Origin of the sequence: Niveispirillum sp., assembly GCF_052437035.1 — a bacterium.
Classification (GTDB): Bacteria; Pseudomonadota; Alphaproteobacteria; order Azospirillales; family Azospirillaceae; genus Niveispirillum.
This window is the reverse complement of the sequence record NZ_JBQVOH010000006.1, coordinates 336,358-359,180: the sequence shown is the minus strand read 5'-3', so window position 1 is coordinate 359,180 and position 22,823 is coordinate 336,358. Positions and strand designations below refer to the sequence as shown.

Annotated in this window: 16 protein-coding genes; 6 read left to right on the top strand and 10 right to left on the bottom strand. The window is 61.6% G+C overall.

The window, feature by feature from the left end:
• Positions 1–159 precede the first annotated feature (159 nt).
• The 4 genes from ACT6Q8_RS16985 to ACT6Q8_RS16970 all read right to left on the bottom strand — a co-directional run bounded on the left by ACT6Q8_RS16985 (position 160) and on the right by ACT6Q8_RS16970 (position 7,393).
• Positions 160–723 carry a hypothetical protein gene (locus ACT6Q8_RS16985; RefSeq protein ID WP_444733105.1) on the bottom strand — a complete coding sequence of 188 codons (564 nt, stop codon included), beginning with the start codon at positions 721–723 and terminating at the stop codon, positions 160–162.
• Entirely contained in the window at positions 723–2,246 is a 1,524-nt protein-coding gene (locus tag ACT6Q8_RS16980) for a class I SAM-dependent methyltransferase (RefSeq protein WP_444733104.1), read from the bottom strand. The genes ACT6Q8_RS16985 and ACT6Q8_RS16980 overlap by 1 nt, the downstream gene beginning before the upstream one ends.
• Positions 2,247–2,325: 79 nt before the next feature.
• Positions 2,326–3,546 carry a glycosyltransferase family 4 protein gene (locus ACT6Q8_RS16975; protein WP_444733103.1) on the bottom strand — a complete coding sequence of 407 codons (1,221 nt, stop codon included), beginning with the start codon at positions 3,544–3,546 and terminating at the stop codon, positions 2,326–2,328.
• 286 nt (positions 3,547–3,832) lie between these two features.
• Positions 3,833–7,393, bottom strand: coding sequence for a beta strand repeat-containing protein (locus ACT6Q8_RS16970; RefSeq protein WP_444733102.1), 3,561 nt, complete (start codon positions 7,391–7,393; stop codon positions 3,833–3,835).
• 615 nt (positions 7,394–8,008) lie between these two features.
• Between ACT6Q8_RS16970 and ACT6Q8_RS16965 the strand changes: the two genes are divergently transcribed.
• The 3 genes from ACT6Q8_RS16965 (at position 8,009) to ACT6Q8_RS16955 (ending at position 11,573) form a co-directional block, all read left to right on the top strand.
• A complete protein-coding gene (locus ACT6Q8_RS16965) occupies positions 8,009–8,983 on the top strand; it encodes a glycosyltransferase family 2 protein (protein WP_444733101.1) in 975 nt (324 codons plus the stop codon).
• Positions 8,984–9,145: 162 nt separating this feature from the next.
• A complete protein-coding gene (locus tag ACT6Q8_RS16960) occupies positions 9,146–10,597 on the top strand; it encodes a flippase (protein WP_444733100.1) in 1,452 nt (483 codons plus the stop codon).
• A gap of 25 nt (positions 10,598–10,622) precedes the next feature.
• Positions 10,623–11,573, top strand: a complete 951-nt coding sequence (locus ACT6Q8_RS16955) for a glycosyltransferase family 2 protein (protein WP_444733099.1) — start codon at positions 10,623–10,625, stop codon at positions 11,571–11,573.
• 4 nt (positions 11,574–11,577) lie between these two features.
• Here the strand turns inward: ACT6Q8_RS16955 and ACT6Q8_RS16950 are convergent, their stop codons facing one another.
• From ACT6Q8_RS16950 to ACT6Q8_RS16930, 5 genes are read right to left on the bottom strand one after another with little or no spacing between them, the layout of a single operon-like run.
• Positions 11,578–12,915, bottom strand: coding sequence for a hypothetical protein (locus ACT6Q8_RS16950; RefSeq protein ID WP_444733098.1), 1,338 nt, complete (start codon positions 12,913–12,915; stop codon positions 11,578–11,580).
• A complete protein-coding gene (locus tag ACT6Q8_RS16945) occupies positions 12,912–13,826 on the bottom strand; it encodes a hypothetical protein (protein WP_444733097.1) in 915 nt (304 codons plus the stop codon). The genes ACT6Q8_RS16950 and ACT6Q8_RS16945 overlap by 4 nt, the downstream gene beginning before the upstream one ends.
• Positions 13,823–14,722, bottom strand: a complete 900-nt coding sequence (locus ACT6Q8_RS16940) for a hypothetical protein (protein WP_444733096.1) — start codon at positions 14,720–14,722, stop codon at positions 13,823–13,825. Before ACT6Q8_RS16940 ends, ACT6Q8_RS16945 begins: the two co-directional genes overlap by 4 nt.
• Positions 14,723–14,760: 38 nt before the next feature.
• Positions 14,761–17,280: a YjbH domain-containing protein gene (locus ACT6Q8_RS16935; RefSeq protein WP_444733123.1), complete on the bottom strand. Its 2,520-nt coding sequence runs from the start codon at positions 17,278–17,280 to the stop codon at positions 14,761–14,763.
• Positions 17,281–17,298: 18 nt separating this feature from the next.
• The gene (locus ACT6Q8_RS16930) at positions 17,299–20,247 is read right to left on the bottom strand and encodes an SLBB domain-containing protein (protein WP_444733095.1); all 2,949 of its coding nucleotides are present in this window, start codon (positions 20,245–20,247) and stop codon (positions 17,299–17,301) included.
• On the opposite strand from ACT6Q8_RS16930, the gene ACT6Q8_RS16925 reads away from it, so the two are divergent.
• Positions 20,231–20,965, top strand: a complete 735-nt coding sequence (locus tag ACT6Q8_RS16925; RefSeq protein WP_444733094.1) for a YjbF family lipoprotein — start codon at positions 20,231–20,233, stop codon at positions 20,963–20,965. The genes ACT6Q8_RS16930 and ACT6Q8_RS16925 overlap by 17 nt on opposite strands.
• A gap of 142 nt (positions 20,966–21,107) precedes the next feature.
• Here ACT6Q8_RS16925 and ACT6Q8_RS16920 read toward each other — a convergent pair whose 3' ends face one another.
• Positions 21,108–21,437 carry a hypothetical protein gene (locus ACT6Q8_RS16920; protein WP_444733093.1) on the bottom strand — a complete coding sequence of 110 codons (330 nt, stop codon included), beginning with the start codon at positions 21,435–21,437 and terminating at the stop codon, positions 21,108–21,110.
• A 369-nt stretch (positions 21,438–21,806) separates the two neighbouring features.
• On the opposite strand from ACT6Q8_RS16920, the gene ACT6Q8_RS16915 reads away from it, so the two are divergent.
• Both ACT6Q8_RS16915 and ACT6Q8_RS16910 read left to right on the top strand, forming a co-directional pair.
• Positions 21,807–22,367, top strand: coding sequence for a hypothetical protein (locus ACT6Q8_RS16915; protein ID WP_444733092.1), 561 nt, complete (start codon positions 21,807–21,809; stop codon positions 22,365–22,367).
• A 97-nt stretch (positions 22,368–22,464) separates the two neighbouring features.
• Positions 22,465–22,656, top strand: a complete 192-nt coding sequence (locus ACT6Q8_RS16910; RefSeq protein WP_054169837.1) for a hypothetical protein — start codon at positions 22,465–22,467, stop codon at positions 22,654–22,656.
• Positions 22,657–22,823 lie beyond the last annotated feature (167 nt).

Genomic DNA, 22,823 nt, shown 5'->3' with positions numbered 1-22,823 from the left:
AGCGCCTGTTCATTCTCTAGGCTGCGCCGCCGTCCTCCAATAGGCCCGGCTTCCGCAACGGGAGCATCTTACCCACGCACCTATGCACAGGCAATATCAGTGAGTCACTGAAGTCACAAGCTGAACCGTGATGTGACCGACACTTTGTCTCACGCTTGCTCAGGACAGAAGGCGGTCACGAGGGATATCCATGGTTGACCGGCGATTGAGCCATGCCAGTTCACCAATGTCCCACTCCGCCTCGCAAATCTTGTCGTAAAGCAAGCCAACCAATTGAAAGCCATGTTCGCGCGAGCAGCGCAGTCTGGCTTTCTCCTTTTCCTGGTTGAACAACATCATAATCAGATGTTGACTGTCGGCATGCAAATCAAGACGGTCAAGAAGATAAGGTCCTGACTTCCGGGGCAAGGACGGCAACGGAATGTTGTCCGCTGCTGTGGCGTTTCGCCGCGACAGTGCCTCAGCCTGTTCAAACAACAGAACTTCCTGACGATTGCGCGCCGCGGCATCGGAGGCCGAATGCGAGGTCTGCCCCAACAGTTCCATGAGGCCCGCCAGAAGCCGGCGTGCCAGACGGCGTGTCAGCCAGAAGTCGACCCGTTGCGCGTCGTCCCGGACTGACAGGAAGATACGGTCTTCACTTTCGACAAAGCCGAGATCCACGAAACGCCCGACCATAAGGTCGGGCGTGCCTGTCAGTGCCGCTTCGGGTGCCTCGGCCATCAGGCGATCTGAAGATTGCGCAGCATCGGCAACGTCTTTTCAACAAAGCTATCTGCACGCACCTTCATCTCGGCCAGATTCTCTTCCTCAGCCTCCAAAGTCCGTCCGTCCTTGACGAAACGCTGGTTCACCGATTTCAGCTGCTTCCAGGTGCTGCCAACAATGTCCTGTCCAGACTTGTAAGCGGCCAACATCAACATGCTGATGCGATCGATCTGCAGCCCACCGCCCGTGACCGGGCATGCCAAGAAGTTCAGATCGCTGGAGAAGCGGGCGCGGTCCATCACAGCATTATTGAACCGCTGTGTTCCTGGCAACGCCGCCTGCACATTCCTTTCCGAAGAGCAGGGGTAACAGGCGTTAGATGCCGTCAGCACGGCAAGCGCCTGACAAAGCTGAGACAGATTGAGCGACGGCAATGCCTTGATCAAGTCGATGCCACGGATCGGGCCCTTGGAAATCAGGTCGGCGATCGGGCCATAGACATCGGGACTGAGCGCGAGTTCACCGAGGGTTGTGGTGATTTTCAACGGTGAATCCGCACGCGGAACAGTAGCGACGAAACGCGTATTGCTCCAATACTCCTCCTGACGACGGTTGCCTAACGGCTGGGCCCCCTTCACAAAGATGTCGCGGCGGAACTGCTGATTGACAATGAAATCCTTCAGTTCTTCCCGCCGCGTACCAACCGCTGCATCAGAAAGCAGTTTGAGCTGCTCCTGAGTAAAACAGAACCCCTCAATCGACTCGACAATATTCGCCGACGAGAGCCAGTTGAGCTTGGCGCTCGATAGCTCGTCAACGACTTCGCCATGGTAGAACGGAGTCCAGTCGCGATTGAAATACTCGTGCGCCAGATAGGAGCGCGGCTGACCCTGGATGAGTTTCAGCCTCTCCTTGGCTGCAGGCACGGTCAAGAAGTAACGGGCATTGGCATCAACCAGCGCTTCAGCGGCCTTCAGCGCCCCTTCAATCCGCGCAAGGATCGGCCCGTTACCAGTCGCAGCGTGATCCACAAACAGACGGCGCAGGGGCATGAGGGGGGCCCAGCCAGGCATCGTATTATAGGAGATATAGACGAGCCCCCCAACCTTCAGTTTCGACGCGATAAAGTCGACGATGGCTTTACGGTTCTCGCGGCTGATCCAGCTATAGATGCCATGCAGAGCGATGATGTCGAAATCCGGAAGATCGGTCCTTGCGAGCATCTGCGCGAAGCTGCTGTCCAGAAAATGGACATTTGTCGTGCCAGCTTCTGCCGCCAGTGCTTGCGCGCCGGCGATCTGCGACGGGTTGAAGTCATTTGCATAGAACTGGATATGGGGGTTCGCCGCCGCCAGGATATTGGTCGACAGACCCTGCCCACATCCCAACTCGCAATAGGTGGCCGGAGCCGACATATCGGGCGACAATTGTCCCTTTACGACGGCAGCCAGTTGCAACAGGTTGGGAGTCAGTTCGTGGTAGAAGCCATAAGTATAATTTAATTCAGACACATAGCCTGAAGACCATTCGTTGGACATCGAGCCCCACCTTTTATCTACAATCCAGCGTGCGTTGCAGCCATTGTGATTACCTTACCAGACCGCGCGCGGCAACGACCTAACGGCCCGCCACCTTGGCAATGAGCTGCCCCTGACGGGGGAGACAGATGCGGCGCAGATCATAACGCTCCACGATCGTTTGGCGTGCTTGATGACGCAGACCCATGAACCGTTCGGGCCGTTCCAGGGCTTCCACCACCCGATCAGCAATATTGTCATAGTCAAAGAAATCGACCAACAGTCCATTCTGTCCATGGTCAATCACTTCTTGTACCGGTTCGGTTGAGCTGCCAATCACCAGCGCCCCACAGCTCATAGCCTCCAACATGGACCAGCTGAGTACGAAAGGATAAGTCAGATAGACATGGGCCGCAGAGAGGCGCATCAGCGCCACAAAGGTTTGATACGGAACTGAACCGACAAACCGAATCCGGCTGACATCCACGCGGTCAGCGACTTCATCCAGGAACAGTTGCTTCCAGGTTTGCCCCTCTGGCGGCTTAGCGCCATAGGACACACCATCGGCACCGACCATGATGATAATGGCATCCGGGCACTTGGCCTGTATACGCGGGATGGAACGCATAAAGCTATGATAGCCGCGATAAGGCTCAAAATTGCGGTTGATGAAGGTAACAATCTTCATGCCGGGCCGCAGCACCATCTGATCGGCACCCAAGACCAGCTCAACGTCCCGGGAAGGCGTCAGCAGGTCAGTATCGACCCCGTCATGGATCACACTGATGCGATCCTGGACAAGGCTGGGATAGGAGGACCGTTGCCAGAAGGTCGGGCTGTACGCCGCGTCCATCACTTCCAAATTCAGCTGCCCATTGGCGTTTTTGGCCCGAAGTCGAGCCTGGGCTTGCCAGCCGTTGGTAGCAAACTCCGGGTCAAATGATACGTCAGCGCCATGAGTCTTATAGTAAAATTCGAGAAAGTGGAGTTGGGGGACATGCGGCCAGATATCCCGCAGGAAAAGCATTTCACCCCAACCTGGATGGCCGACAATGACGTCTGGGCGGTAGCCGTGAGCCTTGAGACGCTCCGCTGTCGCTGCACAGGCTTCACCGCGAATGAGCTTTGTTTCCAGATCCGAGGCCCAAGGGTGAATATTTGGGGTTGACCCCCGCGCCGGTCGATAGCGTATCAACTCGACCCCGCCTAGCTCCATGCCGTCGATGGCCAACGCCTTTACATTATGGCCCAACTGAGCAATCGCTGGAGCCAAACTCTTGAATTGGCCAGGGAAGTTTTGATGTACGAAAAGGACGTTCATTCTGAAGATTCCCGCCGGGAAATGGGAGTCAATATCCCAACGCAACCCGTTAGCATAAGCCGTCGCCCGATATCGACCGATAATTCCCGGCACTATTGCGACTGGTAGCGAGCCTTGCGGCTTAAATCAATGTCCGTAAACGATCTCAATAAATCTCTACCATCCGCGACCGCATAAACACGACCAAACGGCAGCAAAAAGCCCTGCACCCAAGAACAAGGGCAGGGCTTCTTACTATGCTTGAGTCCGCACTCAAGCGGACTCAAGTCCTCCTGCGGATACTGACTTACCCGAGGGTAAGCGAGCTGGAGGTCGTAGCAGTAGCAGCGAAGGTCGCAGTGCTCAGATCGACCAAACCAACCAGCTTGACAACCGAGTCACCGGCATTCTGGTAGGTGGACGCCGCCGAATTGTCTTCGACGATGTAGGTGTTACCACCGAACTGGAACCAGGCCAGCTTGGAGTTGGTGGAACCATCACCAACAACAGATGCATCCAGGTAATCCTGGAAAACGGCCGTGTCAGCCAGGGCCACCTTGGTGGAGGTCCAGGTGGACGTACCCGACACCTGGCCAGCGTCCGTGAACACCACCTTCAGACCCGCATGCGGATCAGTGATCGTGCTGTAGGCGTTACCATTCGCCGTCACTGCGGTGAAGGTCACAACGTCCGAACCAGTACCCGTCGTAATGGTATTGACACCACCGCCAACGGTCACCGTATCGACACCGGTACCACCAACATAGACGTTGTTACCGCTGGTTGCCTCGAAGCTGTTAGCCCCATTGCCCAGCGAAACATTGTTGTTGCCCGTCGTCACAGTAACGGTGTCGGCGCCAGCACCACCAGTGATGGTGTTGTTGCCGGTCGTACCGTCGAACGAGTTCGTGCCCGCACCCAGGTCAACAACGTTGTTCTTGCCGTTGCTACCCGTGATGTTGTCGGCACCCGAACCGCCGGTGTATGTGACAGCGCCACCGGTCGCGGCGGAGAACACCACCGTGTTGGTACCGGTTGCACTGCCCTTGACGGTGGCAGCGCCAGCCAGCGCACCAGCCGTCCAGTTGAAGCCCGGGGTAGCGCCGGTCAGGGCGATACCGCTGGCGTCAACAGACGTCAGCGCGGTGCTGGCTGCCGTCAGCGTCAGACCGGCATTGCCGCTCACAACGATGTTCTGCACCGAGTTACCCAACAGAGTAACGGTATCATTGAACGTACCGGTCGGCGTCGCCTGCGTGTCCGCCGTGGTGATGACGAACCTCTCCACACCGCTGGCGGTGATGCCAGTGGAAGCGAAAGCAACGCCAGCACCCGAGCCGTCGGTCAGCTTGAGGTTGATAACGTCGGCCGTGCCTGCGGAGAAGGCAGTGTTACCGATGGTGTACGCAGTACCCGCACCGGTCAGCGTCAAAGTGCCGCCAGAGCCCAGATTGCTCAGGGTCAGGCCGTTACCAGCGCTCGTGCTGACGCTCTGGTAGTTACCCAGAACCGCCAGATCGATGGTCTGATTGGTCGCGGCCGTCAGGATCAGGTTTTCGAAGCCCGACACCAGCCCAGCGAACGTGCTGCTGCCGGACGCCGTCGCGGCGGCCGCAGCCGACATCGACAGGGTATCGTCGCCAGTACCACCGGACACAGACGCGGTAACCGTACCGCTGCCCAGCACGAACGTGTCATTCCCGCCACCCAGCGAGACTGCCTTGCTGACATTTCCACCCACGGTGACCTTATCGACACCAGCACCACCGGTGAAGGTAGCCTTGGTACCGTCGATCGTCACGGTGGAAGCACCGGTCGTGGCAGACGTGTCAACGCCGGTCACAGTTGCACCCGACAGATCGGCGGTCAGGCCCGCAGAACCATTCAGGGTAACCGTCTTCAGCGCCGTCAGGCCAGCCGTGCTGGTCAGGGACAGCACCTTGTCGCCACCAACCGTCAGGGCGGTCAAAGCACCGAACGTGATATTGGCCAGCTTGGAATTCGAGCCGGTCGCCGTCACATTCAGCGTGGTGTAGATATCGGCATCGTCCAGAGTGCCGCCGGTCAAGCCATTGGCGGTCAGCGCCAAGGTCTTGTTCGTCGGGGTGGTCAGGCCGCTATTGTCGATGATGATGTTGCCGCTACCGTTGGTAACGCTCAGCGACGTCAGGGCGTTGTTCGAGATACCAAGCGTCGTATAACCGCTCACCGAAACATTGGCGATCGTGCCGGCCTTGGTATCAGAACCACTGTTCACATCCGTGATGGAGACCGAGTTGTTGACAACACCCGTCACGGAGGCGCTAGCCGTCGCAGCCTTGGCATTCGTCACCGTCACGCTGGTCGTGCTGGCCGTGCCATTGACAACCACTGTACCCATCGTGGCCGTCTTGTTGACAACAACCGACGTGGCCTGGGTGACGTTGACGGTCGTGCCGCCCGTAACGTTGATATCGCCCATCGACACGTTGTTGGTGTCATAGGACGTATTGGAAATGGTGACTGCACCGGTCGTTGCCTTCGATGCACCAACGGTGATATCACCCGTCGTAGACTTCGACGCCGTGATCGTCACCGCCGAACCGCCATTAACAACGATGTTGCCAGCAGCAAGCTTGGAATCAACCAGCGTCAACGCGGTGGTGGTCGCTGCCGTCACGTCCGCACCGCCAACACCGACCGTCGTCAGCGTCGTCAGACCGGTCCAGCCCGACGTGTCTACCGACACCGTGCTGTCGGACGACAGATTGGCCGTCTCAATATTCTTTACGCTGACCGAGGTGGGGAGGTTGATAGCCGACGTCTGAGACACATTCAGAACGTCGTTGCCGGCGCCGCCATCGATCGAGTCCAGAGCGGTAAGGGTAGCAGCACCCGTCGCACCCTTCGTCGCATCGAACACGTCATCGGTGGCCGCACCGGTGAAGGCCGTCCCGGAATCGATCCCGGTCGTCAGAACGAAGGTCTTCGAAACCGGACCCGGAGCGACATCGACGATGCCGACGGTGGCAGAGGTCGCGACGCTGGTCAGAGCGCTGTTGAACAGCGTGACCTTGAAACCTTCCAGGCTCTCAACCACGCCATCATTGGTCGGCGTAACGGTAAAGTGACCGGTGGTCTGACCGGCCAGGATCGTCACGGTACCCGTCAGCGTGGAGAAGTCCGAAGCCGAAGCGGCATCCAGCGTACCACCCTTGGTATCGCCAGTGATGTTGTAGGTGAAGACCGTATCAACAGCGACCGGCAGAGCAGCCGTAACGGTGAAGGTCAGCTCGTTGCCTTCGGTGACGGTCACGCCGGCAGCGGCGACCGCGAAGCTCTGGGCCAGCTGCGGGAAGGCACGGCCTTCGCCGGCGCCCCACAGGTACCAGTGAGCGCGAGCAACGCTGTCGGTCAGGCCGGACAGATCGGCATTGGCAGCCTTGTAGTTAGCAACGCTGAAGTTCGGCGTAGCCAGACGGCCTTCAGTGGCGCCGTACTCATAGAAATGGCGGACGATCTGAGCATCGCTCAGGCCGGCATCGACCAAATCCTGATTATTGGCCTTGTAGTAGTCCAGATTGAAGACCTGGGACGACATGGCGTTACGGCCCTCGGCGGCGCCGTAGGTGTAGAAATGGGCGCGCAGCGCGGCGTCGGAGGTGACACCGGCGTCAGCCAGATCCGGGTTGTTCGCCTTGTAAGCGTCAACATTGAACAGCGGAGTGGCCACGCGGCCTTCAGCGGCGCCGTAACGGGTGAAGTGATCCAGACCTGAAGTGAAGAGCGTCACACCATCGGGCTGCAGCTTGCCGATGACGGCCGCCACGTCCGTGTTCTGAGCCAGATAATAAGCCTCGTTGAAGACGAGACGCGAATTGAGAGCCATCGTAGGATTCTCCGTGAGTTGGCTATTAGGCAGCGCCTTACTGGTACGAACTTACTCAGGTATGAACAGCATCAAGCCCAAAGGGCAAATCGCAGCCGCACTCGGCCGCATATGGCAGTTGGTAAGACCGTGCGGTCTCGGTTGTCGACCGCACACTGCGGAAACAACGACCATTCTGAAAGTTAATTTGCTCGATTGCTGTACCACCAAGATCGTCTGCACCAGAGTTGCGCATTAGGTTCTTTATGCGAGGGAACCACGCCACGCAAGAGGCAATTTGGCGAAACGGGTACGGCGGATTCACAAAAGTTAAGCAACTCACTAACATGAGGTCGCTGTTGATTTGGCGCACTTCAAGAACGGGCCGTAATATATTGATTTTATTGGGATATTTTTGAACCGTTAAAATAGTGATAATTTCGCAACACGGGGGCAGCAAAATTTGCCGAGCAGATGTCGTGTGAACGTCCGCCTTCTCCCCCTCCCCGCACACCTGCGAGCAGCTCCAACAAGCCCTTTGATTCGTGGAATTTGCTGCGACGCGGGACCCGACCCACGTTGACGGGGCGGCGTGGTCGGGGCTATGCCGGACCGACGCTACATAGAGGATGTATCATGGGCACCGCAGACCGTCCGGTATGGGTAGTGCTGTTGAACTGGAAGGGGGCGGATGACACCATCGCCTGTATCCGCAGTCTGCTGGCCATGGATGATCAAGGTTGGCGGCTGGCCGTCTGTGACAATGCATCCCCCGACGATTCTATGCCCCGCCTGCGGGCCGCCATGGACACCGGCTTCGGCGAAGACTGGACCGAACTGACCGAGGCAGAGGTCGATACGACGATACCCGCAACGCGTGCTTTCCTTATCCGCAATGCGGGCAATCATGGCTATGCCGGCGGCAACAATGTCGGCTTGCGACTGGCCCTGAAGGATTCGGGGATGAGCCATTGCTGGGTTCTGAACAACGATACGGAAGTTGCTTCCGACGCGCTGTCGCAAGTGCTGCGTCACGCTGCCGCCCACCCGGACCAGGGCATCATCGGCTCCACCCTCGCCTATTATGACAGGCCGCAGATCATGCAGGCGGCGGGCGGGGCACAGTATAACCGGTGGACCGGCATGGTGCGGCTGATCGGCCACGCCCAACCGGTCGCCGATGCGGTGGCATATGCGGGAACCAGGCTGGATTTCGTGGTGGGGGCAGCCATGCTGATCCACCGTTCCTGGCTGGAGCAGGTCGGGCTGATGGATGCCAGCTACTTCCTTTATCTGGAGGAGATCGACTATTGCCGCAAAGGTGCTGGCCGCTTCTCCCTGGGCTTCGCGCCGGCCAGCATCGTGCTGCACAAGGAAGGCGGGTCCACCGGCGGCAAGCGCACGGATATCAGCGAACTGGCGGATTTCTACAATATCCGCAACCGGCTGCGGGTGACGTGGCGGCACTTCCCCTATGCGATGCCCACCGTGATGGCCGGTCTGTTCATCACCATCGTCAACCGCATACGCCGCAAACAATGGGACCGGGTCGGCATGGTCGTCCGCATCATGTTCAACTTCAAGCGCATCGACTACAAGGATATCCGCTGAAGCCGCTGCTTTGCTGGCGTCTTGACTGGCGCCGATGGGCGTGAGAGAAGCCGTCGCCCACCCCCCGGACTTAACTTTCCAGACAAGACAGGGTCGGGATATGCCCGGTCTGCGACCGGCCCGGTGGAATTAAAGCGGGGATTGTGCGTGGAACATCGAAGCATGAAGAAGAATTTCTTCTTCAACCTTATTGGCATGGCCCTGCCGATCGTTTCCTCTTTGGTGACGGTACCGATCTATATCCACCATATGGGGGTGGAGCGGTACGGCGTACTTTCTGTTGTCTGGATCCTTCTTGGATATCTGGGCTTTCTGGATTTCGGCCTGTCGCGCGCATCTGCCCATGCCCTGGCCCGTCTGGCCCAGGCATCCGCCGAGGAACGGGGCCGTGTCCTGATGTCCGCCCTGTACCTGAACACAGGCCTGGGCCTTGTCGGCGGGGTCGTCATCTATCTGGGCGCCGGCGTCCTGTTCAAGACGGTTTTCGGCCTGCCACCCGCCATCTGGGCGGAGGTGCAGACCAGCCTGCCCTGGATCGCGTCCATGCTGCCCCTGGCCCTGCTGACGGGGGTGGGGGTCGGCGCCCTGGAATCGCGTGAGCGGTTCCTGGCGGCCAACCTTCTGCAAACCTCCGCCCTGGTCAGCGGGCAGGTGTTGCCGGCGCTTGCGGCCATGTTCATATCCCCCGCCCTGGATACGGTGCTGCCCACCGCGTTCGGCGTCCGCCTTGTCGCATTGCTGCTGCTGCTGACCGTGCTGGCACGGTGGGAGAAGCTGCGTTTCTACCGCTATGACCGGCGGGCCGGCACCTCGCTTTTCCAATATGGGGCCTGGGCCACCGTCACCAATGTGGTCAGCCCCATCCTGGCCTCCGTCGACCAGTTCTTTCTGGGGGCGAAGGCGGGAGCGGGTGCCGTCTCCTACTATGCAGTGCCGATGAATCTGGCCACCCGCATGCAGATTGTGGCCGCCGCCCTGTCGCGGGCCGTGTTCCCCCGCTTCGCGCGGTATGAGGAACAGGAGGCCCGCGATCTGGCTGCACGCGCCACCACCGCGCTGGCCTATCTGTTCGGCGCCTGCTGTGCAGCCGGCCTGTTCTTGATCGGCCCCTTCCTGGCCCTTTGGATCAGCCCGGATTTCGCGCAGACGGCCGCACCGGTCGGCCGGGTTCTGATTCTAGGCGCCTGGATCAACGGCTTGGCCTTCATCGCCCTATCGCTGCTGCAGGGCCGGGGGCGCCCGGATCTGGCCGCCCGCATCCATCTCCTGGAGCTGCTGCCCTTTGTTCTGATTCTCTGGTTCCTGGTCGACCGTTTCGGCACCATTGGGGCCGCCTGGGCCTGGACGATCCGGGTCACGGTCGATGCCTTGCTGCTGATGTGGTTCGGGGGGATTCGCGAGCGGGCGATGGCGGCCTTGCTGCCCGCCCTTGCCATGCTGGTCGGCAGTTTTTTGCTGATCGAGTATGATATCGCATTGGGTGGCTGGCAGGCCCTGCTGGAAGCCAGCCTTGCCTTTGCCCTTGTCGGGTCCCTGGGCCTGATGGTGGACCGGCATCTGCGGCGTCTCGTTCAACAGCTTCTGTCGGGTCTCCGGCAGCGATATCTGTCATGATTGGCAGCCTGCGCGGGGTCACGACATGAACGGATCGGTCGATATTCTGCTGGCCACCTACAATGGTGCCCGGTACCTGCCTGCCCTGCTGGCCTCATTGGAGGGACAGACCGAGACGGGGTTCCGGGTGCTGGTTGCCGATGACGGATCTTCGGATGGCACGACCGCGATTCTCGATGATTGGGCCGCCAGAAGGGGCCCGCAGCGCGCGCAAGTTCTGACATTCCCTGACCGGGCCGGTGGTGCGCGGGGCAATTTCGCACGCCTGCTGGCCGTCAGCGATGCCGACTATGTGCTGTTTGCCGACCAGGATGATGTCTGGCACCCGACAAAGCTTGCCCGCACGCTGGCGGCGCTGAGGGTGCTGGAAGCCGCACATGGGACAGACGCGCCGTGCCTGGCCTTCTGCGACCTGCGCGTCGTGGAGGCGGACCTGACGGTGCGCCATCCCAGTCTCTGGGCGTTCCAGGGGCTGGATACGGAGGCCGGGCTGCATCCCCGCCACCTGCTGATGGAGAATGTCGTCACGGGCTGTGCCATGGGGATCAACGCGGCGGCCCGCCGCATCTCTCTGCCCATCCCCGTCGCCGCCATCATGCATGATTGGTGGCTGGCCCTGTGCTGCGTCTTCGCAGGGCATGTCACGGCGATTCCCGAAGCCCTGATCGATTATCGCCAGCATGGCGGCAACGATGTAGGTGCCAGCCGGTGGAGCCTGTATCAGCGGCTTATGGCCCGGCTGCGCCCCCGCCAGGACAAGGATGCCTACCGGCAGTTCCTGAACCAGCGGCTGGATCAGGCGGGCGCTGTCCTGCAACAGGTTGGCCCCGGCCTTGATGAGGGCCACCGTTCATTGCTGGGAAGCTTCGCGGGCTTGCGCAGCCGACCCTGGCTGGTCCGCCCCGTGACGGCCCTGAAATATGGATTCGGCCCCAGGGACCTGCGCAAACGGGCGGGCTTCCTGCTGCGCCTGTAGGCGATCAGTCCTGCCGTTCCTTCAGCAGAATGGAGCGCGGCAGGATCAGCAGGGCAAAGAACAGCCAGAAGATCAGAGCCTGGGTCGGCTGATAGGTCAGGCCGTTGGCGAAGGGCAGGTTGGCTACATAGCTGGCCATCACCACCACCATGCAGGTGAAGAACAGCCGCTGCTGGTGAAGCCCCATCCGGTGGCAATACCCGACCAGGGTCAGCAGGCGCACGGCGACCATGGCCAGGAAGGCAAGGAATACCAGCAGGTAAAACACCCCGCCCAGCGCCCAGAACTCCACCAGCTGGTTATGCGCCATGATGGACAGTTCATCGGGCTGCGGCACCAGGGCGGTGGAGGACATGCCGAATCCGCCACCCGTCAGATGGCCCGTCGGCCCCTCCACCCGGTCCAGGTTGAAGAACACCTTGGCCGGATGCTGGAACAGACGCTCATGGAAGGAGGTGCCAACATCCACGTCGTCCACCAGCACCGCTTCCTGGCTGCTGACACCGAAGCTGGCAAGACTGACCAGCACACGACCGCGCACGGACGGGACCAGGATGGCGATGCAGATCACCCCGATGACCATCAAGGTGAAGCCGGCCATGGCCCGGAACGGGAACTTCTGAAACACGCGGAAGCGCGGGAGGAAGTTCAGGCCGACCAGGGTAACCACGGGAATGGCCAGATTGAAGATCGCCGCCTTGGACAGGCTGGCGATGGCGGCCACGACAATGGCCAGCCCCACCAGCATCTTCCACAGGCCGGGCCGCATCAGGATCAGGATGATGGCAAAGTAGAAGCCGGCGGAAATGCCGATGGCCGTCACATTGCCCAGGACGCTGGCATAGCGGTCAAAGCCACCCCGCTTATAGTCCGACCCCAGCCATTTCATTTCCCCGAACATCATCTGCCAGGGCACCGACAGATTGCCGATGGCCATGAAGATGGCGACGCCGACCACCGCCGCCACCAGTGTCTGGAAATCCCGGACATAGAGCAGGAAGGCCACCAGGATAGGGAAGGCGAACAGGAACCGCCCCAGACCAACCATCGCCCCCACCGGCGAAATATTGGTCAGCGACATGGTGAAGGACAGCAGCGCAAAGAACAGATAGGCCAGCAGCAGGGCAGCGCCGGCAATCCCGTCCGCCTCCAACCGCAGGGGACGGCGGAACAGGTCCACAGCCATGATCAGCAGCGCACCCCCCAGCAAGGGCGCGTACAGCACCGGCGACAGCTTTGCCAGGCTGTTCAGGGCGACCGCCGCGCAGACGAAAATAATCTTCAGCGCATCCCAGTCGAAACGGGACAGCACGCCACGGGATGGAGACAGCACCATCGTCATCGCCCCCCCCCCACAGGACCAGGGCGCAGGACGGGAGCCGTGCGATCGCGACCCCCAAGCCCCGACAGGAAGGCACCGATGCGGCGGCAACCCAGGGCACGGCCATCGCGGCCCCGCAGCAGCATCAGGACGCTGCGTCCCAGGAACAGCACGGCCCGGAACAGGAAATAGGAGCGGTCATCCGACGTCGGATACCGTAGATACTGGCCCACCAGATAGCCCTGACCCAGGGCATAGCGCCATTCCTTGGCCGCCAGATCGGGCCGGGGCAGGCGCCGCACGGGGCGGCCCGGCAAATAGGGGATGCGGGTCAGGCCGAGGCGGGTGACGATCCGGTGCAGCAGACGCGCATCCTCCCCCGACTGATGCGCGGATGTGGTGCCAGGACCGATCGTTTCATCGAAACGAAGACCGGTCAGGGCGTCGGCCCGGAACAGGCTGGACCAGATGAAGCCGCGGAAAACCACGAATCCGGCCCGCACAGGGTGCAGTTGGTCGCTACCGCCGGCAATCGGTTCGCGTGCGAAACAAACAGGCGCGCTGACCATCGGCGAGTCGTGCAAGGCCGCAACGGCCGCCGCGAGGAAAGCAGCGTCAGGCCGCACGGAGACATCGGTGAACATGACGGCATCCACAAGACCCAGCGCGACATCCAGGCCCCGGTTGCGGGCCGCCGATGCCCCGATGCGGTCCAGCATCAGAAGCCGAAGACGCGGATCGTCGGGCAGAACCGGCGCCCCGCCATCGGCGGACTGCCAGCAGATGACGATTAATGCGGAGAGATGCGGCAACAGGGACAATTCCGTTAGCAGATTGCCGACGCAGTCCACCAGAAGGTCCCCTTCCCCCTCCACCGCCGGCACGATGAAGCCGACGCGGGTCAAGGCCGACATCTGCGGCCCGCTGCTCATGGCGCCGCCGATGCCCGCGCCAGAAGCCGGGCAAAGCCGATGATTGCCAGGATGAACAGGCTGCCCAGCAGGGCGGCAATGAAGCTGATCACCACCGACAGTAGCGGCTGCGGGCTCACCGGCTCCACTGTCACGCTGATCGGGTCCAGCACCTGGAAGGAGAAGTACTCAGCGCTCTCCGCCTTCACGATCTTGCTTTCATTCTCCGATATCCAGCGGATCATATATTCCTGAACGCCCCGGCTTTGCTCGCCATTGAAACGTTCGCGCAGGGCAGCATTTTCCTTCTCATAGACCGAGAGCTTCTGCTTGCGCAGAATCTCGTCCTGCTCGCGGATCACCTGTGACAGGAACAGCCGCGCAAAGGCCGGGTCGTAATGACGGAAGGACAGGCGGGTCGAACGGCTGTCGGAATTCTTGGAGACATCCAGGCTGGACAGGACAAAGGCCCGCATCTCGAACGGGGTCGGCGCCTCCGCCGCCTTCATCCCGAAGACGAAGCGCAACACCCGCCCCACCAGTGCCACCGGTGAGGAAGACGGCTTCCACCGCTTTTGTTCGGTATCCCAGCGGTCGATGAAGACGGTCTGCGCGATCTTCGGTTCGGTCAGCAACCGTTCGGCCAGTTGGATCGACCCCATCGAGGCCAGGAAATTGGCAAAGTCCGGATTGGTGCTGCCGCCCCCCATCAGGGCTTGGGCCAGGGACCCACCCGCGGCGGCGCTCAACCCGTCCATCCGCGTGTCGGGCGGCAGCATTTCCAGGGAGGCCTGATACTGCTTGGTGGACAGCAGAAAAATGGAAACAGTCACCAGGAAAATGCCGACGAACAAGGTCAGCAGCAGCCTGGAACGGCGCCGGTAGAACCGGATAATGTCATAGATGGTGAAATCCATTTATCAAATCCTTGCCAGGTTGCTGTCAGGCGGCGCCATCAATCCATCAACAGGTTCCAGTTGCGCCGCAGAGCGGCGCCATCGGCCGTATTCACCTGGCCGATCAGGGGCCGGCGGCTGCTCAGCGTCTGACCACCGTCACGCGTCAAGGGACGCCACAGCCAACCCAGGCTGCCACGGGTGGACTTCACATAGAGATTGTCCAGCGGGATGACGAAGTAAATGCCCTTGTCGAACCGTCCCTCGCCGAACTGCTTGGCGGAAACATTGGTGAAAGTGGCAAAGGCACCGACCGTGATGCCGCTGTCGAAGGTGCGAGAAAGCTCCAGCGTGCCACCCTCGTCCCCCGCCAGATAGCGGCCCACCTTGACGCTAGCATCAACGCCCAGCGGTTCATAATGATAGTAGGCGGTCAGGTGACCGGTCACAACATCATAGGGGCGGAACTTGAACCACTGGTCATAATCGCGCTGCTTGGCCCAGGCCACGTCCAGCCCGATGGCCCATTCCTTGCCGAACGGCTTGTACAGGACCTCGCTGCCCACGCCGCCGAACATTTCCTCCAGATAGCCGCCATAGACGCGGGCATAGGTGTCGGTCCCGATCTCCCGCGTGTAGTCGGCCTGGAGATAGGTCATCGCGGTCGTACCCTGTTGCAGGTACTCCTTGATGTCGGACCGGACACGCGGCAGCAGGCTGTCAGACGGGATGCGCATCTTGTCGAAATTGTTCGACACATCGATGCCCAGCCCGCCGGCGACGTTCAGACCCGGTGCCAGGACCAGCGTGCCGTTCAGACGCACCCAGGCCTGATACAGGATGAAGCTTTCGGGGCGACCCAGGGTCTGACGCAGGGCCGGCCGGATGTTCCAGCCGACGCCGGGATATTCCACATCTTCGGGATGGCTGGCCTCCTCGGCCTTGGCGGTGGGCCGTTCGATGCGGGTGCGCATCCAGGCTTCCTCAATGGAGCCGCCATGGGGAGACAGGGCGCGTTCCAGATCGACCCGGAACATCGTGGCCGACAGCATCTCGATGCCATTGTCCACGAAGATGATCTCGATCTCCTGATATTCCGGCGGCAGGACGGCAGCCGCCGTGCGCGCTGCACGCCCGATGGCCTTCGGCACCTGCCGATAGCGACCATTGCCCAGGAACAGGGTGACCTTCGGGGCCTTATAATCGACCGCTGACAGGAAGAAGCCCTGCTTCTGCAACTGGGCCGCCAGTTCCTTGCGCACCGTCTCATCCGGTGCCTTGCCCGTGGCAGTCGGGGCGGCATAGAGGGCGGGGACCGGGGCGGGACTGGTAACGCGCAAGCCCGCGTCCCGGCGCAGGCTGTCGGCCTCAAAACTGGTCACCATCCAGGGCAGGTTATATTCAACCCGCGTCACCTGGATGCGGCCCGTGAAATCGGGCGCCAGTTCCGCCGCGCGGCGGGCCAGATCATAGGATACGGCCACGCTGTCGCGCGCAGGCGTACCCGCCACGGTGATATGGATCTCACCGGCCATGCGGGCAAAATGCTGAAGCGCCAGACCATCCAGTGCGGCCTGCCGGCCCAGGCCCGTCCGCACATCATCCGCTGGCGCGGAGGCAGAGCGCGGCGCATCCGGCACGGCAGCGGGCGCCGCCGAGGGGGTGGCAGCAGGGGCCGTAGGCATCAGCGGGGGCGGGGGCGCGTCGATCTTGCCTGGCCCCTTCGCCTTATGGAAATTCGTTGTCGTTGCGAAACGAAGCATGGCGCGGTTGCCACGCTCCAATGCGGCACCGACCTGTAGCCAATCCCACGGCTTATAATCAAAGCCGATATTGATGGGGATGGACTGTTTCAGGTCATTGTCCAGCGGCTCGCTCTGATAGTCGTTCGGGTCATATTCCAGCTTCAGGCGCAGGCCTTCCAGCGGGGTTTGCCAGGCAACACCGCCGAAAAGCGAGACGGGGCCCCGGAAAAAGTCCGTCGAGAGGGCACCACCGCCCTCTGTGAAGCCGGTGGGGCGTGTCTTGAACTTCTTGGAGATCAGGCCCAGCGGATTGCTGAACTTGTTCTGGGTGCCCATATTGCCCCAGCCCATACCCAGGGACAGGTCAAAGTCACCGAAGCTTTGATCCGCAACGATATATTCGGAACCGAAAAGACCGGTGCCGGCAATATCGCGCATGCCGACGGCGACGTTCGGCCAAGTAGCATCGCCTTCGACCAGCCGCACCTTCACGTCGATGCCGCGGTCCTTGTAGGACTGCAACCCGGAGAAATCCTCCGGCCCGTAATAGCGGTTGGCGACGCTGGTATAGCGCAGGGTGGCTTCCAACCAGGGCAGCCCCTGCACCGTGATGAAATAGCGCGAATAGGGCCAGACATAGGTGAAGCCTGCATAGGCCTGACCATCGGGTGCTGCCCGTGCAACGGGCGTCTGGATCAGGCCCGTGCCGCCGAAATCGTTCACCGTCTCCGGTGGCCGCCAGGGCAGGAAGGGATTGTTCTCCTGGGCGGCGACCGGGGCCGCCATCGCCAGAAGCGCGATGGCGGCGGTTGCCGTCCTGCCGAAGCGGAACATGGTCACGATCTATCCGCCTCAGTTCCGGGAAATCACGGCCAGAGAGGCCGCCGACAGGGCCAGGTCGCTCAACAGGCCCACGACCGTGCGGGTCATTGTCAGGAAGTTGAACGGCTGCGGGTCACGCGGGATCACGATGGTGGAACCCGGCGGGATCGGCACGCTGCCATCGCTGAAGCGACCCAGGCTCAGCGGCTCGGACTCGCCGTTGGGGTAGATCACGAACGCATCGGACTCTTCCGCCGCCGAGGTGATACCACCGGCTATCTTGATATAGTCACGGGCCGATTTACCGCTTCTGAACATCACAGAACCGGCATTCAGCACCTCACCCGACACGGTCACGTGCGAAGGGCGCTTGGGGATCGTCAGAACGTCACCCGGCTCCAGCACGAAATCCAGTTCCGGACGTGCGGCCAACACCGTCGGGTCAACCTCAACCACGACACGGCCCACGGCGCGCGCGCTCTTCAAGCTGTTGACCAGGCTTTGCAGAAAGGGCAGGGCCTGACGGGCCTGTTCGGCTTCCTGACCGGACGCACCGGCCATGACGCTGGGGATGGACTGCTCCAGTTCCAGCGCCGCCCGGCGGAAGCCCGCCTCCTCTGCGTCACGGACACGTTCACGCGTGAAGACGGCGCCATAGGGGAAGGCCTCCGGCGTCAGACCGTCCACACGGCGCAGCAGGTCGGAAAGACGCTCACCGCGCTTGATGTCGTAACGGCCAGGACGCAGTACCTCGCCCGCAACCTTGACCACGCCCACCTCGCGCTTGGCCACGCGGGCCGCGACGCGGATCACGTCACCGGGGTTCAGCGTGGCCTGGTTCAACTGGCGCAGGCTCATGTCGCTCGTACGCTCGCCCTGGACATTGGTCATTTCCACGGCGTCGGAATCGGCATCCAGGGTCACGCCACCCACGGCTTTCAGCACCGTATCCGCCTTGGCCCCTGGCACAACGGGATAGACGCCGGGGAAACGCACCTCACCCTCGATGGAGATGGCGTATTCCAGCAGGAAGGGCAGCAGGTCGGGATGGCGGTGGAAAATGCGCGGGCAGGCGCGGATGTCAATCACCGACGTGTCCGACAGTTGCCGGGAACCGGTACGCATCGCCACCGAGTAGCGCTGTTGCAAGCCTTCTGAGGCCAGCGAGGCCAGGGTCTGAAGGCCGCCGCACTCCACATCGGATTCGACCAGGCGGACACCAGCGGAATTGGTCGGATCCTGATAGGTCCCGATCAGACGGCGTGGACGGCTCGTGCCGTCGCTTTCGCGACCGTCCTGGAAGTCATCCCGCGGGGGGACCTGCTGGCGGTCGCGATCCTGCTGATAAGCCTCATAGGCATCAAAGCCCGTACCCGAAGCCGCCTCATTGGCGCGGCGGGACTGGCTACGCTGACCGGTCGCGCGGCTGGTGATTTCGTTCGACGGCAGGGGGGCAGCACCAGCCATGGCCAGCTTCTCGCCCGTGATGGTGCGGTCCACGGCCAGCTTCACGCTGGGCGGCTGTTCCCCGCGCAGGACGGCCTGCACGTCAGCTGAGCCCAGATAGCGGACATCCGCCTGGCTCAGCACGATGACGCGGTCCCGTTCGCGCAGCGAGACATTCATGGAACCATCCATGACGCGCTGCAGGTCAACCGGCACATAGCGGCGCTGCCGCGTGGCCGGATCCTCGGTATCGATGACCGCCAGGGGCAGATAGGGATTGGCCGACAGAACATACGGCTCATTCAGGACATCGCGCAGCGTCTTGGCCTGGGCCAATCCACGGCTGCCCGGCATTTCCGCCGCCCCTTCCAGGGCGAAGGCATCGCGCGGCAGCTCCACCAACACGATATCGCCGGCCAGCACCTTGGCCCCGCCGGCGGCGTTGCGGATCACCTGATTGCGACCCGACTTGTCCAGCCGCAGAACATCGATACGGTTGCCGCGCGCACGCTGCGGCCCACCGGCCAGCGCCAGCACGGCCGACAGACCGGCCTCATTGGATTTCAGCTCGTAAATGCCAGGGCGCACCACATCGCCCTGCACCGCCACGGTTTCCCCGATGGCAGGCACCACGATCTGGTCCCCATCCTGAAGCCGCAGATCATTCAGCGTACGGCTGCCCAGCAGCACATCATACAGGTCCACGGCGATGGTGGTGTTGCCGCGAAGGATCTTCAGCGCACGCAACGATCCCGACTTCTGAATGCCGTCGGCCTGCGACAGGGCCTCGACAAGGCTGGAGAAGCTGGTCAGCGTGTAACGGCCCGGCGCGCGCACCTCACCCGTCACCAGAACGCCGATCGAGCGCACGGAGCCGACAGAGATGAAGACGTTGGTCTGGATGAAGGCGGACTGGGCCTGGGCCGTCAGATCCTCACGGAATTCACCGAAACGGCGACCGGCGGCAGCCACGGGGACCATGTTGGGCAGCACGATGCGCCCCTCACGGTCCACCCGCACGCTCGTCGTGCTGTTGACCTGACCGCGCAATGTCACAACGAGCTCGTCGCCGATACCCAGGACATAATCATCTGGCACCGCCCCATTCAGCAGGGCTGTGGAGGTCAGGCGGCGCTCGTTGCGCAGATCATAGCCAAACTGTTCCAGGCGCTTGCCCGCGCGCTGGCTATATTGCCGTTCCAGCGGCGAGGGGCGCCCCATTTCCGCGTTTTCCGCGAAGGCGGGGTCCATCGGGTCGCGCGCATCGAACTGCGTCTGGCCGGACGGCATATTGAGATAATTGTCGACACCTCCGGCACCCGCACGGGACCGGTCCAGCTGGCTGCTGGCATTTTGCGGCGTGTTGCCACGCTGGCCGAACTGACTCGGCAGGTTTCGAAGGTCGATGGCCCCATCCGGCAACTCGATGGTCTGGGCAGCGGCGGGCATCACAGCACTGACAAGCAGGGCGGCACATGCTAGACCGACCTGCAAGTGCCGCCCACTGACGGCGCCCTTGAACACACGACGCATCGAGTTCTCCATGACACTTCCCAAAAGCGATTCCAAAGGCCACGCGACACTGCTGAACCGTCGCCAATGCCTGGGCGCGATCGCCACCACGCTGCTGCCAGCCACTGTCCTGACGGCATGCGGAGACCTGGGTAACACTGAATCTCCATACTGGGCAACTGTGGCGGCGGTGGGTGGCATTGGCGGCAAGGCACCTGTGACGCGGGCGCAGGCGGATGCCCTGCCCTATGCCTCAATCCTGGCTTGGTTGGAGGACAGCAGTGAAGCCTTCATGGTGCTGGGCGAAATCGGCGGAAATGGGGCGCTCTATTATTATAGCCAGACGCGGCAGGTATTGGTGACGCGCGGCCCCTTCCTGATACAGACCGTGGGGCTACCCGGCGATCTGTCGCGTACGTCATTTCCCCAGGACACCATCCCCGATCTGCGCACGCTGATCGGGAAGGAGTACATCCGCCATGTCGACATCCAGGCAGCCGGCCTGTTCGATATTGCGGTCAAAGGCCGGTTCAGCGACCTGGGCACGGAAAAGATCACCATCCTGGAACGCGACTTCACCCTGACCCACCTGCGTGAGGACGTGGTGATGACGGGGATGAAGCCCTTCAGCAATGATTACTGGATCGAGCCGGCGACCGGCTTCTGCTGGAAATCCCGGCAGCACATTCACGATCGCACCGAGCCCGTGAATATCGAGATCATCAAGCCCGCGGCGTGACCCGGAGCCTGGCGGCACCGCAGGACATGGGTTGTTCTGTGGCGCCGCCCGGTCAGCCACAGAACACACAAACAAGAAAAGGACCTCCGGAGTGATCCAGAGGTCCAGTTCTATAGCCCACAGCCTGCTGGTACGGACCCGATCAGCGGGTCGACGTCGCCGTGCGCGTGCTGGTGCTCGTGCTGGTCGGCGTGGTCTGGGTGCCAGGACCCGGACCGGGACCGGGACCGGGCTGCTCTTCGTCACCACCACCGGAAGCGGCAGCCACGACGCCAGCAACGGCGACGGCGCCGACAACAGCAACGGTGCCCAGGGAACCCAGGGCGACGCCAGAGGCGCCCGCACCAGCGGCAGAACCGGTGGCGGTCGGAGCAGCCGCCGGCGCGGCGCCGGAAGTGCCCTGTGCGTTAGCGATGCTCGGGGCTGCGCCCAGCGCGATGGCGAACGTCAGAGCCAAGAGTTCCTTTTTCATTGGTAAATTCCCCAGAGGTTGGACCGATGTGCCTTATACCACTTCTTTTTCGCGTTGCGAGAGGCTTCTTGCGTGTGGCTGGGTCCAAAATACCATCATGACCAGCCGCATCAAGACTTTCCTATCACAGCATCAGGCAGCGCCAATCACCCGGACCACCACTGCGCAATCAAATATAGTCCTTCAATACCAATAATTTATGACAGAATGACGATCCCTTTGTTGGCCAACCGCCTTCCCCATCCATACCGTCAGCACAGGTGGCTTACCGCGAAATGGCGAGTGTTGCGGCACCGCAACGGCGAATGGTCATAGAAGGTTTGTTCGAGTGCTGTGGAAATACTCGCGACACCCGACAAGCAGGGGCGAATGCATTTCCCGCTTTGCAGACTGGCGATTCGGTTTATACCTTTTGGTGGAGGTATCTTTCGGATGCAAAGCAAATCAGCCGACCGGACCATTCGATTGCAGCTGGCATTGCTGCAGGAAGATCTGGCCCGTCTGCAGAATCGGTGCGCCGGTCTGCCGATTCCACCGGACGTTACCATCGCGCTGCGGCAGTTCAAAGAGCTGGGCCCTGCCTTCGAAGCGGTGGCCGCCTTCACCTCGGTCATGCGGTCCAACACCGCCTCATTGGACGAGGAGCGGCGCGCCCAGGTGGAACGCCAGCTGCGTCAGCTGACCGTGGCCCTGTGGCAACTGCATCTGGGCGCCGTTGCCCCGCGTCTGGAGAAGATGGCTGCCAATATAAGCCATATGCCAATTGGGACGCGATTCGTGTTGGAGCGCTGGACTAAACAACTTTCAGAAATGAAGAACGAGGCGGAGATCGTAGAGGGCCTGGAGCCTGCTCTTCTGGCCCGTGTCGAGGCCATGGCCGAAACATTAGTCAACAACGCTCCCGACCTGATGGATTTCGGTCGCGGCTGAGCCCCTGACCGCTAGCCAACAGCGGGGCTGGGCGTGTAATCTCGCCCGCATCAGCCGCCCCCACCGGGGCAGGCTCCAGCGGGAAACAGCAACGCGCATGAGCAGCATTCTTGATATTCTGAAGCCCTATGGCCGCCCCAACCCCAAGGAGGAGTCGATTCTCGACGCCATTCTGGAAAAGCTGGGCCGTGGGTCGCTGTCACCGGAAGACGCGATTGATGAGATCATCGAGCGTCTGAACTGGCCGCTGGAACGGGCGGCAGCCGAGGTCGACGGCTATCTGGAGTAGGCGGTGGGGCGGTGCTGTCTCTCCCTAAGGACGTTATAAGCTTTAGGATAGGGAGACGTTCTGACGCTGGTCTGCACCGCATGATTGCGTCATCGTCGTTCCGCGGGAAGGAACGGCGGATAGTTCGTTCCGGTCCGCATCCCGAATTGCGGAGCGGAACGACCGCG